Raw genomic sequence first — 15119 nt, forward strand, 5'->3', positions numbered from 1 at the left:
GTTCTATCCACTTAGTTCGTTAGACCGTCTAGCTCAAGGCGAAAGGCTCGTTCGTGACCCACCTCTACGCCCCCGAGCCGTGACCGCACTCGTCAAACGGGTGTGGCTGCCCGTGCTGATCGTCATCGCCGTCGTCATCGGCGCCGCCACCGTCAGCCAGCTGCGTGAGGCGTTCGGCGCCAACCCGGTCCTGGTCACCCCCACCGGCAACAACACCGCCGAATCCTTCAACCCCAAAGTCGTGACCTACGAGGTGTTCGGCTCCGGCAGCACCGGCGTCATCAACTACGTCGACCTCGACGGCATTCCGCAGCGCGTCGAAAACGCCGCGCTGCCCTGGTCGCTGACACTGAGCACCACCGTGCCCGCCGTCAGCGCCAACATCCTCGCCCAGAGCGACGGAGACGACGTCACCTGCCGCATCCTCGTCGACGGCGAACTCGAACAGGAGAACACCGCCACCGGCGTCAACGCCCAGACCGTCTGCGTGGTGAAATCCGCATGAGCGCACACACCGCGACCAAGCGTCCCTGGCTGCCCCGCACGTTGCGGGTGCTGGCGGTGCCGATCATCCTGGCCTGGATCGCGCTGATCGCCGCACTGAATGTCGTTGTGCCGCAGCTCGAAGAGGTCGGCAAGATGCGCGCCGTGTCGATGAGCCCCAACGACGCGCCGGCGATGATCGCGACGAAAAAGGTCGGCGCGGTGTTCGAGGAGTTCGACACCAGCAGCTCGGTGATGATCGTGCTCGAGGGCCAGCACGACCTCGGCGCCGACGCGCACGAGTTCTACGACAAGATCGTCGCCGACCTGCGCGCCGACACCACCCACATCCAGCACGTCCAGGACTTCTGGGGCGACTCGCTGACCGCCGCCGGCGCCCAGAGCAACGACAACAAGGCCGCCTACGTGCAGGTCTACATCGCCGGCGACCAGGGCGAGACGCTGGCCAACGAGTCCGTGCAGGCGGTGCGCACCCTGATCGACGAAACGCCCCCACCCGACGGGGTGCGCGCCTACGTCACCGGGCCGGCGGCCACCACCACCGACCAGAACATCGTCGGCGACGCCAGCATGCGCACCATCGAGATGGTCACCTTCGCGGTGATCACCGTGATGCTGCTGATCGTCTACCGCTCCGTGGTCACCACCGCGGTGGTGATGTCGATGGTGGTGCTCGGGCTGATGGGGGCGCGCGGCATCGTGTCGTTCCTCGGCTACCACGACGTGTTCGGGCTGACGACGTTCGCCACCAACATGGTCGTCACGCTGGCCATCGCCGCGGCCACCGACTACGGCATATTCCTGGTCGGGCGCTACCAGGAGGCCCGGCGCAACGGCGAGGACCGAGAGTCGGCGTACTACACCATGTTTCATGGCACCGCCCACGTGATCCTGGCCTCCGGGTTGACGATCGCCGGCGCCACCGCATGCCTGCACTTCACCCGGCTGCCCTACTTCCAGACCATGGGCATCCCGCTGGCGGTCGGCATGACGTTCGTCGTCACCGCCGCACTCACGCTCGGGCCGGCCGTCATCTCCATCGTCACCCGGTTCGGCAAGGTGCTCGAACCCAAACGGCTGGGGCGCGCCCGCGGGTGGCGGCGCGTCGGCACCGCCACCGTGCGCTGGCCGGGCGCGATCCTGGTCGCGGCGACGGCGGCCTGTCTCGTCGGCCTGCTCACGCTGCCGGGCTATCACACCATCTACGACGACCGCGTCTACCTGCCCGACGACGTCCCCGCCAACGTCGGCTACGCCGCCGCCGACCGGCACTTCTCGTCGGCGACGATGAACCCCGATCTGCTGATGGTGCAAAGCGATCACGACCTGCGCAACCCGGCCGACTTCCTGGTGATCGACAAGATCGCCAAGGCGCTGGTCGACGTGCGCGGCATCGCCGAGGTCCAGACCATCACCCGCCCGGAGGGCAAACCCATCGAGCACTCCACGATCCCGTACACGTTGAGCGCCAACAGCACCGGGCAGATCATGAACAACGACTACGTCCAGAAGATGCTGGACAACATGCTCGCCCAGGCCGACGACATGCAGGTCAGCATCGACTCGATGACGAAGATGAAGTCGCTGACCCAGCAGATGTCGGAGATCACCAACAGCATGGTGGCCAAGATGAAGGACACCAGCGCGACGATCGCCGACGTCCGCGACCACCTGGCCGACTTCGACGACTTCTTCCGCCCGATCCGGAATTACTTCTACTGGGAGCCGCACTGTTTCGACATCCCGGTGTGCTGGGCGCTGCGCTCGGTGTTCGAGAGTTTGGACGGAATCGGGTCGATGTCCGAGGACTTCGCCGCCATGATTCCCGATTTCGAGCGGATGGCGTCGCTGATGCCGCAGATGGTCACGCTGATGGATCCGATGATCGAGACCATGCGGCATCAGAAAGAGATCATGCTGACGCAGTACCAGATCCAGAAGGCGCAGCAGGATCAGACGATGGCGATGCAGGACAACGCCACCGCGATGGGTGAGGCGTTCGACGCCGCGCAGAACGACGACTCGTTCTACCTGCCGCCGGAGGCGTTCCAGACCGCCGAATTCCAGCGCGGCATCAAGCTGTTCCTGTCGCCGGACGGGCATGCGGTGCGGTTCACCATCATCCACCAGGGCGACCCGCTGACCGAGGAGGGCACCGCGCGCATCGACGCGCTGAAGATCGCCGCCGAGGACGCCGTCAAAGGCACACCGCTGGCCGGGTCGACGATCTATCTGGGCGGCAGCGCGGCGCTGTACAAGGACATGCAGCACGGTGCCGACTACGACCTGCTGATCGTCGCGACCGCCGCGCTGATCCTGATCTTCACGATCATGCTGATCCTGACCCGCGCCGTCGTCGCGTCAGCGGTGATTGTCGGAACGGTGGTACTCAGCCTCGGCACGTCATTCGGGTTGTCGGTGCTGCTGTGGCAGCACTTCATCGGTATTCCGTTGCACTGGATGGTGTTACCGATGTCGGTGATCGTGCTGCTGGCCGTCGGCGCGGACTACAACCTGCTGCTGGTGTCGCGGATGAAGGAGGAGTTGGGCGCCGGGCTGCACACCGGCATCATCCGGTCGATGGCCGGCACCGGGTCGGTCGTCACCGCGGCGGGCATGGTGTTCGCGTTCACGATGATCTCGATGACGGTGAGCGACATGATCGTCATCGGGCAGGTCGGCACCACGATCGGGCTGGGTCTGTTGTTCGACACGTTCGTGGTGCGCTCGTTCATGACGCCGTCGATCGCCGCGCTGCTGGGCCGTTGGTTCTGGTGGCCGCAGCACGTCCGGATGCGCCCCCGCCCCCAGCCCTGGCCCTCGCGCGGTGCCGAGGCTCTCCCCACGCATTAGCGAGCTTTGGTGCGCCGGGGCTCCTGATGCGTTGGGGCTCCGGATGCGTTGGGCCCCATGCGTTGAGACTGCGTGTACTGCGGCAAAGTTCGAGTAGACGCCGCACTGGGCGCAGTCTCAACGCACGGTGAGCGCAGTCTCGAAGGACGGGGGCGCGGGCGCTGGCGCAGTCGCGGCAGGCACTGGCGACTCCCCGGGCGCTAGAAGCCGCCGCGGGCACGCACCGCACGCTCGACGCGCGACAGGATGTGCGCCTGTGTCTGACCCTTGACCACCCGAATCACGATCCATCCCACGCCGGCCAGGTATTCCATCCGGATGATGTCCTTGCGGTAGGCGTCGGGATCCTCACGGTGATGCTCGCCGTCGTACTCGACCGCGACTTTGATTTTCTCCCAGCCCATGTCGAGGAAGTACTTCGGGTATCCGTCCGGCCCAGGTACCGGGATCTGCGTCGTCGGCCTCGGATACGCCGCGGCGATCAGCATCATTCTCAGCGACGACTCCCTGGGAGATTCCGCACCGGCGTCCACCAGGTCGAGCAGCCTCGGCACCCGCCGCAGCCATCGGACGTGCGGATGCCAGTCGGCCACGGCAAGCACGTCCTCGGTCTTGAAGTGCGTGGCCCTGGCCAGCGCATCCAGCCGGGCCACCGCTCTGCTCTCGCTGTCACGGCGGGCCAGGTCGAACGCGGTTCGCTCGGGCGTCGTCACCGGAAGACCGTCCAGCGTGGTGGTCTCGCCCGGCACCAGGGTGTCGTTGCAGGTGCGAACTCCCGGCGGGGCACGGTGGTTGGGCCAGTTCAGCACGATCACCTCGCCGTCCACCCACTTCGCGCCGTGCAGCGCCGACGCGGTCAGTCCCGCGACGACACCCTCACGCCCCGACCACAGCCACGCTGCTGTGGCGCGCTGCGGCAACGTGAGGACAGCCCGCTTGGGCGCATACACATCGGGTAGCAGCCGGCGATGGTGGGTGCGCAGCTCGTGGCCCGTCAGCTCCTTGCGCGCCAATGCCTCACTACCGAGGAAAATTTCCTCCATGCCCGAAGCGTGTCACTTCCTGGACCCAGAAAGCGGATTCATCCCCACCCCGACGTTCATCCCCAGCCCAGGTTGCGTTGAGAATGCAGTCAGCGCGGAGAAGTGCGAGTGAACCCCACTGTGGCTGCAGTCTGAACGCACTGTTTGACTGGAGTGGTGCGGATCCTCAAGCCAATCCAGGTCCTGTCAGCCCTGATCTTCGCCGCGGCGCTGCTCATACCGCCGACGCTGGCCCACGCCGCCACGCTGAACTGGTCCGGCCTGGACGCCCGCTTCTACGACGGACCGATCCCGCCGCCGGGGACCACCATCGAGTCGGTCCCGCTGGCCCCGGCACTGTCGCTGACCGGGGCCGGTCCCGCCTACCGGGTGCTGTATTCGACTGTCGACCAACATGATCAGCCCGCCGTCAGCACCGGCGCGGTGTTCCTGCCGCCCGGTCCGGCACCCGAGGGCGGTTTCCCCGTCATCGCCTGGGCACACGGCACGGTCGGGCTCGGCGACGACTGCACCCCGTCGGCGCTGCCGCGCTCCCCCCGCGACGACGAGTACCTGTCGCACTGGCTGAACCAGGGCTACGCGGTGGTCGCCAGCGACTACGCCGGCCTGGGCACCCCCGGTCTGATGAGCTACCTCAACAGCGTCACCACCGCCCACGGCGTCGTCGACTCCGTCATCGCCGCCCACGACATGGGCCTGCCACTGTCGCCCGAGTGGGCGATCGTCGGGCAGTCCCAGGGCGGCGGCGCCGCCGTCGCCAGCGCCCGCTGGGCCACCGAGTTCAGCGCTGGCACCGGACTGGACTACCGCGGCGTCGTCGCCACCGGTACCCCCGCCAACATCGACAACTTCGTCCAGCAGGCCGGCCCCGCCCTCGAGCTGCCCGAACTCGGGCCGGTCGCCAACGCCTATACCGCCTACATTTTGGCCGCGTTCCGCGAAGCCCGCCCCGACCTCGACATCAACAGCGTGCTGACTGCTGAGGGGCTGGCAGCCGCCGAGCGCGCCGAGACGGTCTGCGTGCGCCCGCTGACCGACGAGCTCGCCGACCTCAACCCGGCGGCATTCTTCAGCGCCCCGCTGTCGTCGATCCCCGGAATGGCCGATGCGCTCTATGAATACATGGGCACACCGTCGACGGGGTTCGACCGGCCGCTGTTCCTCGGCGTGGGGCTGCTCGACCGCGACGTGCCGCCGGCGTCGACGTTGGCGTTCTACGACCAGCTGGTGGCCAACAACCAGAACGTCACGCTGCGTATCTATCCCGAGGAGGATCACTCGGGCACGGTGCTGGCGTCGATGGCGGACTCGACGCCGTTCCTGCGCAGCGTCTTCGCCGGCTGACCACCACGTTGAGACTGCGTCCAGTGCGGGAAAGTACGAGTAGACCCCGCTGTGGCTGCAGTCTCAACGCATCTGGTGCGCGCTGAGCGGGGTCTGAACGTCATTCGCGGTAGACGGTGGTGCCCGTGACTCCCGCCGCCGAGCTGACGTACTTCGCGAAGCACTCGTCGACGGCGAATCCGTTGACATCGCACCACCGGTTCGCCTCGGTGGCGCTCAGCTTCGGCGGGCCGACGACCGTCACCCACCAGTCCGGGCTGTCGAACGTCGACCAGTGACCCGACCAGAGCAACCGGGCACCGCTGAACTGCTGCCGCAGCGCCAGATGGTCCCGCAACACATCCGCGGCGGTCGACGTCACCCCGTCGACGGACTGCCCCACTTTCATCGAACTGAGCTGCGGGACCCAGCGATTCGCGAGATCTGCGACCGCGCCGGAATAGTCGCCGCTGCGGAGCTCCTCCAGCACAGCCTGCGCGACTCCGTTGACGCTGCCGTGCTCGGGCACCGCGGGCGCCGCGGCGAGCAGCAGGTCGAATCCCGACGTCTTCGGCGGTGTGACACCCGCCGGTACCGCCGCACCCCGATGCGCGGTCACCGTCGGGGTCTCCGGCACCATATCTGGCGTGCGCCAATACATCCCGGGCGGGAAGATCAGCGTCCGGCGCGCGGGCAGACTGGGCTCCAGGGCCAACGGATAGGTCGCGAAGTCGAAAGCGCCCGCCGCGATGTCGCGCTGGCCGTCGGTGACGGTGATGCGCAATTCGGCGTCAGCCTCGAGCGGCTCCCCCGGACACGGGGACAGGAAGGCCGCGTCGACGGCGAGTCCCTCGGCGCGCAACTCCATCGACTCGGCCCGGATCGTCGGCGGCGCCGGGCAGAAGACGGGACCGGTCGGCATCGCCGACGGGATTTCTGCGGCGAAGCCGTCGCTGCGCCGCTGCGCGGCGTTGTCTCCGGAGGACGGCGCGAACACGACGAAGGCGGCCACGCCGACGACGATCAGCACCGCGATCGCCATACCCGCCACCGCGAGAACCCGCCGATTCGCCGGTGGCGTATCGACGTCCTCCGGCCAGTCGAGGATCTCGATCGAGGCTCCGCAGACCACGCAGAAACGCCGGTCACCTCTGTTGACGTGACCGCGCGGGCACAGCACCGTGGCGCCGTCTACCGACATGACTCCATCGGTGAATCGTGGACTGCCCGCCCCCGCCGAGACATCGGGGGATTCCCTCGATCTATCCCGAAACCACACATGTCACCACCCCCAGCAGCAACGACGATACGCCGCACTCGGCCTGGGGAGGCCATACCACGCTCACAGCGAGCCCAACTCACCGCGTTGAGACTGCAGCCAGCGCGGAGAAGTGCGAGTAGACCCCGACGTGGACGCAGTCTCAACGTTCTGGATGCGACGCCCCGAACGTTCTCGGTGGTCAGGCTGCGACGGTGGCTGACTCCTCGGCCGCGCGGGTCGGCAGGCTCACCGACATGCCCTCGACGGTGATCGCGCCCCAGGAGTAGAAGTTCAGGAACTTCGCCGACGACGTCACGATCTGCACGGTGACCGACTGCCCCGGCGCCAGCGTGTGCGCCACCTGCTCCATGGAGAACGTCACCGTGTGCGTGTCACCGTCGAGCACCACCGGGATCGGTGTGGCGTGGTTGCCCAGCACCAGACCGGTTCGATCGTCGACGATCTGCGCGTAGACGTGCTCGGCGTTTCCGTCGCCGGAATAGGTGAGCGTGATCTCCGGCGCGCCGACGATGTGCGTCAACTCGGTGACGTCAGGCACGCGCAGGCTGACCGCGTTGATCGCGCCCGCCGCCGAGGGCAGACCGAGCAGCGTCGCGATGAGCCCGCGGGTCAGGATCAGCGGGTTGGGTCCGGACCCACCGAGCAGCGGGACGAACGGAATGGTGCGCCGGTCCGTGCGTTCGGCGACGACGGGCGTGCCCTCGGTGACCGGGTACTGTTCGGCGCTGTACCACTCGCCGTTCTGATCAACCCACTCGAATTGCGGTCCGGTGTCGACGCTTTCGTCGCCCTTGACGTAGCGGTCCAGCCAGCGCAGCGTCCGGTCGATGACCACTTCACCGTCGTTGTAGTCGCTGAGGCAGGCGCCGTGCCCTCCGCAGTACCAGACCACCTTGGTGGTGGTGCCGGCCTCGATCAGGGTCAGCGCATTGGTGTGCGCCTGATCGAGGGTGAACAGCGTGTCGACTGTGCCCTGGATCAGCAGCGTCGGCGCGGTGATGTCGCCGATCTGCTCCTGGAAGCCCAGATCGTTGACCAACTCGATGTCGGAGTCTTCGGCGATGCCGAACAACACGCCCTGGATGGCCACCGGGAAGATGCGCGGGTGCTCACGGGCGAACGTCAGCGCAAGCACCGTCGGCAACAGGGTGCCCCACCCGCTGTTGACGGCGCCCCGCGGAAACAGCACGTCCACCAGGCTGTTCCAGGCGATCGTCGGCACGATGGCGTCGATGCGGTGATCGATTGCCGCAGTGGCGAGTTGGATGCCGCCGCCGTAGGAGGCGCCGGTCATGCCGATCCTGGGATCGTTCGCGGCGTCGAGCGCGACCTCGGGCAGGGTGGCCAGATAGCTGATGATGTGGGACATGTCGCGGCCCTCGTAGTCGGGCGAATCCAGCGTCATGATCCCCTCGGACCGCCACTCCCCACGCGGATCCCAGGTGACGACGTTGTAGCCCGCCTCACGCAGCGCGCCGACACCGATCGTGTCCCGCGGCAGGAAGCTGTCGACATCGAGCTCGAGCGTGGTCGCGCCGGGCAGGCCCAGACCGGGACCGTTGAGCACGGTCGGCGCGGTCTCACCGGCCTGCAGTCCCTTGGCAGGCATGAAGTGCACGAAGATCCGGGTGCCGTCGAACGACGTCACCCGGAAGCTGCGCGCCTGCGGAGTCCCCTCGGGAGCCCAGTGGTCGATCGGGAACCCGATCACCGGATTCAGGATGTCGCCGACGAACGGGATCACATGGGCCAGCCCGACCAGCGGGGTGACCACCAACGGCCCCAGCACCGGGATGTTCTGCAGCCACTGCAACGGCGGTGTCCACTGCTCGACGACCACGTCGGTCGGGATCGGATACTGCGCCGCAGCATCGGCCTCCACCAGGCTGGTGGTCACCAGATCGCCGACGCTTTCAGGGGTTTCGTTGGTGGCTTCGCGGCCGGCGCCGACGATGGACATGACCAACGAGGCGAGCGCGGGCAGCGCGGGGCCCTCGTCGAGGGCCTGCTGCTCGGGGTCGAGGGCTGACACGTCGGCGGTGACGGCCTCGGCCTCGGCACCGGGCGCCTCGGGATCGGCGGGCTCGGAGACCGGGCTGGGTTCGGCCGGTTGCTCGGCCGCGGGCTGTTCCGTGGCCGGTTGCTCGCCCTCGTCGGTCGGCGTCTCGGCAGCTGCCGGCTCCTCGACCTCGACGGGAGCCGGTTCCTCGACCGCGTCGTCGCCGGCCTGCTCGGCGTCGGACATCTCGGGGCGGTCGCCGCGGCCGTCGGCACCACCGGCGGCCTCATCGGCCGACTCGGTGCCACCCGTCGCCGCGTCGTCTCCGCCCGCCTCGTCCGGCGTTTCATCGACGGAGGCGTCCTCCTCAACGGCGTCCTCCTCTGCGGCGTCTTCGTCGACGTCGTCAACAGTGTCGTCGCCGACCGCGTCCTCATCGGCCGCGTCCTCGTCGACCTCGTCACCGGGATCCACGGCGTCCTCGTCAACGGCGTCTTCGTCGGCCGCGTCCACGGCGTCGTCGTCGACGCTGTCTTCACCACCGAGACCGGCACCGTCATCGGAATTGACGGTGTCGTCAGAGGATTCGCTCTCCCCGGCGTCACCAGCTCCCGACGAACCCGTCGAACCCGACGTCGAACCCGACGTCGTCGATCCCGACGTCGACGAAGAAGACGCCGAAGACGCCGACGACGAGGAACCCTCGCTGTCCTCAGCTGCCGCGACTCCGGCGCCGGCCACGATCGCCGCTCCGACGCCGAGCGCCACCGCCAATGAACCGATTCGACCTACGTATGACCCCGCACCCATGGGAGACATACTTACCTTGCCTAACCTGACTTAGGGACCCCTTCGGCCATTTCTTACTGATGAGTCAGATCCGCCGCGATTCGTCGACGGATTTCGCTGCACACGGCGCCGAACCCGGCGGAATCCACCCCAGCAAAGCAGAAAGCTCACCGCTCAACCGGGCGCGTTGGCCACGGGACCGGGTTGCGACCGGTACGGTCAAGTGACCTGAGGACCATCTGGGGTGGATCCGTCGAGGGGCAGGCCTTACCCACAGTCGAACTCCAGCGGCTCGCATGACGCCACGTCGGCGTCGCAGAGGAACGCAATGAGTCGCTTCACCACAACCATGTACGCCAACGCTGCGAGCAGCACGAAGGGTTTCATCACCGGCGATCCCGATGCCCCGCTGCGCCAGTCGTGGGCCGAGGTGCACGAGCGGGCGCGCAGCATCGCCGGCGCGCTGGCGGCTGCCGGGGTGGGTCACGGTGACGCGGTCGCCGTCCTGGCCGGCGCCCCGGTGGAGATCGCCCCGACCGCGCAGGGAATCTGGATGCGCGGCGCCAGCGTCACCATGCTGCACCAGCCCACTCCCCGCACCGACCTGGTGCGCTGGGCCGAGGAGACCACCGCCGTGATCGACATGATCGCGGCGAAGGCCGTCGTCGTCTCCGAACCCTTCATGGCGGCCGCGCCGGTACTGGCCGAGCTGGGCATGACGGTGCTGACGGTCGCCGAGCTCCTGACCGGCCCGCCCGCCGACCCCGTGGACACCGCCGACGACGACGTCGCGCTGATGCAGCTGACGTCCGGATCCACCGGCTCCCCCAAGGCCGTGCAGATCACCCACGCCAACATCGTCGCCAACGCGGAGGCGATGACGGTCGGCTGCGACTTCGACATCGACACCGACGTGATCGTCAGCTGGCTGCCCTGCTTCCACGACATGGGCATGACGGGCTACCTCACTGTGCCCATGTATTTCGGTGCCGAGCTGGTCAAGATCACGCCGATGGAGTTCCTGCGCGACACGTTGCTGTGGCCGCGGCTGATCGACAAGTACCGCGGCACCATGACCGCGGCACCGAATTTCGCGTACACCCTGCTGGCCAAGCGACTGCGCCGCCAGGCCGCTCCCGGCGAGTTCGACCTGTCCTGCCTGCGCTGGGCGTTGTCGGGCGCCGAGCAGGTGGACCCCCTCGACGTCGAGGACCTGTGCGATGCCGGCGCCCCGTTCGGCCTGCGCCCCGAGGCGATCGTGCCGGCCTACGGCATGGCAGAGACGACGGTCGCGGTGTCGTTCTCCGAATGCGGCCGGGGCATGGTGGTCGACGAGGTGGACGCGGATCTGATCGCGGTCCTGCACCGTGCGGTTCCGGCCACCCGCGGTCACACCCGCAGGCTGGTGTCGTTGGGCCGGCCGCTACACGGCATGGAACTGCGCATCGTCGGCGAGGACGGCTCCGAGCTGCCGACACGCGGCGTCGGGGTCATCGAAGTCCGCGGCGAACCGGTCAGCCGCGGATACACCACCGTCGTCGGGTTCCTGCCCGCCCAGGACGAGCGGGGCTGGTACGACACCGGTGACCTCGGTTATCTCACCGAAACCGGCGATGTCGTGGTGTGCGGGCGGATCAAGGACGTGATCATCATGGCCGGGCGCAACATCTTCCCCACCGACATCGAGCGCGCCGCCGGCCGCGTCGACGGGGTGCGACCCGGCTGCGCGGTGGCGGTCCGCCTGGACGCCGGATTGTCCCGTGAGACATTCGCCGTGGCCGTCGAGTGCACCGATTTCGACGACGACGAGCACGTCCGCCGGATCCAGCGTCAAGTCGCCCACGAGGTGATCGCCGAGGTCGACATGCGACCCAGGAACGTCGTGGTGCTCGCCCCCGGCACCATCCCCAAGACCCCGTCGGGCAAGTTACGCCGAGCGCACTCGCTGGCGTTGGTGAGCTGACCGCAGGCGCCCCATCGCACGACCGACCCCGCGCTCGGACGCGGTCTCCGGTGCGCCGTCACCGGCCGCGGTCAAGAAACCCATCGGGTAACGCGAGCTTGTGAATCGTCCGCAATGTCGACAGATATTGCTTGGCAATCGAACCCGTGGTGTACGGCAGGTCGTACTTGTCACAGACAGCCCTGACGCGGTGCGCGATCTGTGCGTAACGATTGCTCGGCAGGTCGGGGAACAGGTGGTGCTCGATCTGGTAACAAAGGTTGCCGCTGGCGAAGGCCAACACCGGGCCGGCATCGAAGTTCGCGGTACCGAGGATCTGGCGCAGATACCACTCGCCGCGTGTCTCGTGCTCGAGGACGTCAGAACTGAACTTCTCCGCACCATCGGGAAAGTGCCCGCAGAAGATCACCACGTAGGCCCAGAGGTTCCGAAACAGGTTTGCCACCGCGTTCGCGCTCAACGTACGACGCCAGCGCCGGCCGCTCAGAGCGGGCCACAGCACATAGTCCTTCAGCACCTGACGCGCGGACTTACGGATCAACTCCCTGCGGGCCGCCTTGTGCTCGACAGTGCCTGCCCCCACCCGATCGCGCTCCGAATGGATACCGTGCAAGCCGATACCCCATTCGAAGATGACCGCCAACAGCAGATTCCTCAGCGGCTGCACCAGATTCTCCGGCTTCCACGGCTGGTCTGGTGTCACCCGCAAGACGCCGAAGCCGAGATCGTCGTCCACGCCGATCACATTGTTGAAGACGTGATGCCGGTAGTTGTGGGAATACCGCCATTGCGACGACAGCCCGACCATGTCCCACTCCCAGGTGTTCGAGTGGATCTCCGGGTCGTTCATCCAATCCCACTGGCCATGGACGACGTTGTGGCCGATCTCCATGTTCTCGACGCTCTTGGCGAAGGCCAGGGCTGTCGAGCCGACCAGCCAGCCGATTCGCGACGTCGTCCCTGCGATGACCAGACGGGCGACCACATCGAGAGTGCGCTGGAACGAGATGGTGCGGCGGATGTACGCGGCGTCCGCCGCACCCAACGAATCCTCGATGTCGCGGCGGATGCTGTCGAGTTCGTCGCCCAGCGAATCGATTTCCGCTTCGCTCAGATGCGCGAACGCAGCGATGTCAGCGATGGCCAAAGTGGTGTCCCGTCGGTGTGTCGGTCAACGTCACGTGGGCTCGAGTACGAGCCGAATTCTCTGCGGACCACCAGCCAGAAGGGGGGAGCTGTGGCGGACTGTCGGCGTCCTCGAAGTTTACCTCAGCTCGCCGAGCACGTGGTGGACACATCGCCTGACCCGCACTCATCCCGGGACCGAAAGCGCTGCGGCAGAATCGATGAGACATCCTGACGCTAGCTGCGGCGCTGCCGATCAGCGAGTACCCGATGGGCCAGCCCGAGGTACGCCTCGGCGACCACCGGCCAGGAAACCTGAGAGGCGAGTTCGCGTGCCTGCGCAGCCATGGAACCCGCGAGGCGCGGTTGCGTCAGCACCTGCCGCAGTGCAGCGGACAGAGCGGCCGGGTCGTCGCGGTCGACCAGGATGCCGGCGCCCCCGCACAGCATCTCGAGGGCATGGGGGAAGGCCGTTGCCACGACGGGCCTGCCACTGACCACGGCGTCGACCAGCACGCTGGAGGTGACCTTCTCGGTCGAGTCGTAGGGCAAGGCGACGACGCTGGCCGTCTGGATCAGCGATGTGAGCGCTTCTCCGTCGTGAAACCGCGGGTCGAAAGACACCGAGCCGGACACCCCTAGCCTGCGTGCCTGTTCGACCAACGCGTCGCGATAGGCCTCGCCATTGACCGCCGACTCCTGCGGATGGGTCGGACCCACGACCAGATATCGGGGTTGACCCGGAGCGTCCTGCAGGGTGCTCATGGCGTCGATCACGCGCTCGACCCCCATCCCGGGGCGCAGCAAGCCCCAGGTCAAGATCACCGGTCTGCTCGCGCGCTTGCTGCGCGCTGTGGTGGGGACTGTCCCGCCATGCGGAATGGTCATCACCCGGGTGCGCTCCACCGCGTAGTCGCGGGACAGTCGCTCGCGCGCCGCCTCCGACAGCACCACCAGGCGGTCGGCCGATGCGGCTATCCGTTCCAGAACCCAGCGCTGATGCGGCTCCGGGTCCTGAGGGACCGAGTGGACGACCACGATGATCGGGACACGGAGCCGGTCGATGACTCCCAAGAGTTCGTCGCCGTGAGTGCCGCCGTACAAGCCGTCGTCGTGCTGGATGACAGCAATTTCACTGGCATTCAACAACTCTGCACATCTGGTCGCGGACTCCGCCCGTGTTTCGCCGAGTTGCTCGGTACTCTCGTGCGTCGACGCGCTGTCACGGACTCGGACGAAGTCGACCTCGGTACCACTGCGGCGCAGTGCGGCCACCAAGCCGGCACCGAACCGGGCCGATCCTTTTCGAATCGGTGAACCCGAGCCCATGAAACCCACTCGAACACTGCGCGAAAGACGTTGGGGCGCTGCGGACATTCGATGGGAGCCAGACAAAGACAAGGTGTTCACAAAATTCCTACAGCCGGTTGGTACCGGCATGTCCGGCGCGAGCGGGTTGCTCGGCGTGTCCAGAGCGAACCAGATGCTTGCCGGACTGGCAGGATTCCCAACTTCTCCACGGTACACCCTGTCGGGGCTGGAATTGGCGCGTAGTGTCGGGACACCGGGACCATCCAGGGCTCCGCAACGAAGGGTCCGATCCATGTCCGACAAGTCCCCCCGACAATCGATGACCAAGAAGTCAGGCAAGTCGCTGAAGGAAAAGCGCGCCGACAAACATGCCAAGGCGGCGGCAAAGGCGTCCTCGGCCAGCACAGTCAACGACATAAAGCGCTGAACGCCAAGGCTTTTCCCGGCTAGCAGGCACACCTTCCCAGTCGCCGGTTGGGCGGCTGGGAGGGCTTTACCGAAGCCCTAGGACTTCGATTCCAGCTTGTTGGTCAGATCCAGGATCAGAGTCTCCAGCTCGACCACCGCGTGCGCCACGACGCTCGACGCCAGTGCGGCACGACCTTCGGGTGTTCGCGGGCCACCGGTGGCGACATTGTCGACGTTTTCCAGACGCTTCAACATGCGGCGCGAGATCTCGGCCCGCGGGTCCAGCTTGTCGATGGTGAAATTGTTGAAAGCTCGGAATTCTGCGGGGTTTTCGGTCATCTGTCTCCTCGCTCGCGGGATGTTTCTCGGAAGAGCGTCGCGACCAGCCAGCGCGGTGGGGAGACAGAGACGAAGTAGCCCGGGGTTCACGTGAAAACGGAAACAGAGGTTCGTGCCGGCGAGAGCCCTACCACCGAGAACCGTGGTTGATCTCGGGTCTGAACAGTGCGCGTGTTGTCA

At 67.0% G+C, this 15119-nt stretch carries 10 protein-coding genes and 1 pseudogene; 5 read left to right on the forward strand and 6 right to left on the reverse strand.

Annotated features, from left to right (window positions below):
- Positions 1 to 79 precede the first annotated feature (79 nt).
- Both ACEWX3_RS24215 and ACEWX3_RS24220 read left to right on the forward strand, forming a co-directional pair.
- Positions 80 to 505: an MmpS family transport accessory protein gene (locus ACEWX3_RS24215; protein ID WP_374157923.1), complete on the forward strand. Its 426-nt coding sequence runs from the start codon at positions 80 to 82 to the stop codon at positions 503 to 505.
- Positions 502 to 3357, forward strand: coding sequence for an RND family transporter (locus ACEWX3_RS24220; protein WP_374157924.1), 2856 nt, complete (start codon positions 502 to 504; stop codon positions 3355 to 3357). The genes ACEWX3_RS24215 and ACEWX3_RS24220 overlap by 4 nt, the downstream gene beginning before the upstream one ends.
- 200 nt (positions 3358 to 3557) lie before the next feature.
- Here the strand turns inward: ACEWX3_RS24220 and ACEWX3_RS24225 are convergent, their stop codons facing one another.
- A complete protein-coding gene (locus tag ACEWX3_RS24225) occupies positions 3558 to 4400 on the reverse strand; it encodes a type IV toxin-antitoxin system AbiEi family antitoxin (RefSeq protein ID WP_374157925.1) in 843 nt (280 codons plus the stop codon).
- A 192-nt stretch (positions 4401 to 4592) separates the two neighbouring features.
- Here ACEWX3_RS24225 and ACEWX3_RS24230 point away from each other — a divergent pair, with 192 nt between their 5' ends.
- On the forward strand, positions 4593 to 5744 hold the full coding sequence (locus tag ACEWX3_RS24230) for an alpha/beta hydrolase family protein (protein ID WP_374159934.1): 1152 nt from the start codon (positions 4593 to 4595) through the stop codon (positions 5742 to 5744).
- Between the two features lie 100 nt (positions 5745 to 5844).
- Here ACEWX3_RS24230 and ACEWX3_RS24235 read toward each other — a convergent pair whose 3' ends face one another.
- Together ACEWX3_RS24235 and ACEWX3_RS24240 are read right to left on the reverse strand one after the other, a co-directional pair.
- Positions 5845 to 6924 (reverse strand): hypothetical protein, encoded by a 1080-nt coding sequence (locus ACEWX3_RS24235; protein WP_374157926.1) that lies wholly within the window; start codon positions 6922 to 6924, stop codon positions 5845 to 5847.
- Between the two features lie 259 nt (positions 6925 to 7183).
- On the reverse strand, positions 7184 to 9772 hold the full coding sequence (locus tag ACEWX3_RS24240) for a CocE/NonD family hydrolase (RefSeq protein WP_374159935.1): 2589 nt from the start codon (positions 9770 to 9772) through the stop codon (positions 7184 to 7186).
- A gap of 349 nt (positions 9773 to 10121) precedes the next feature.
- Between ACEWX3_RS24240 and ACEWX3_RS24245 the strand changes: the two genes are divergently transcribed.
- The gene (locus ACEWX3_RS24245; RefSeq protein WP_221349714.1) at positions 10122 to 11756 is read left to right on the forward strand and encodes a fatty acyl-AMP ligase; all 1635 of its coding nucleotides are present in this window, start codon (positions 10122 to 10124) and stop codon (positions 11754 to 11756) included.
- Here ACEWX3_RS24245 and ACEWX3_RS24250 read toward each other — a convergent pair.
- Both ACEWX3_RS24250 and ACEWX3_RS24255 read right to left on the reverse strand, forming a co-directional pair.
- Positions 11721 to 12903 (reverse strand): annotated as a pseudogene (locus ACEWX3_RS24250) (fatty acid desaturase). The gene ACEWX3_RS24245 and the pseudogene ACEWX3_RS24250 overlap by 36 nt on opposite strands.
- Positions 12904 to 13118: 215 nt before the next feature.
- A complete protein-coding gene (locus ACEWX3_RS24255) occupies positions 13119 to 14258 on the reverse strand; it encodes a glycosyltransferase (RefSeq protein ID WP_374159936.1) in 1140 nt (379 codons plus the stop codon).
- A gap of 226 nt (positions 14259 to 14484) precedes the next feature.
- Here ACEWX3_RS24255 and ACEWX3_RS24260 point away from each other — a divergent pair, with 226 nt between their 5' ends.
- Positions 14485 to 14619 (forward strand): hypothetical protein, encoded by a 135-nt coding sequence (locus tag ACEWX3_RS24260; RefSeq protein ID WP_286182744.1) that lies wholly within the window; start codon positions 14485 to 14487, stop codon positions 14617 to 14619.
- Positions 14620 to 14696: 77 nt separating this feature from the next.
- Here ACEWX3_RS24260 and ACEWX3_RS24265 read toward each other — a convergent pair whose 3' ends face one another.
- Positions 14697 to 14939, reverse strand: coding sequence for a hypothetical protein (locus ACEWX3_RS24265; RefSeq protein ID WP_374157927.1), 243 nt, complete (start codon positions 14937 to 14939; stop codon positions 14697 to 14699).
- Positions 14940 to 15119 lie beyond the last annotated feature (180 nt).

Origin of the sequence: Mycobacterium sp. G7A2 (assembly GCF_041902445.1) — a bacterium.
Lineage (GTDB): Bacteria > Actinomycetota > Actinomycetes > Mycobacteriales > Mycobacteriaceae > Mycobacterium.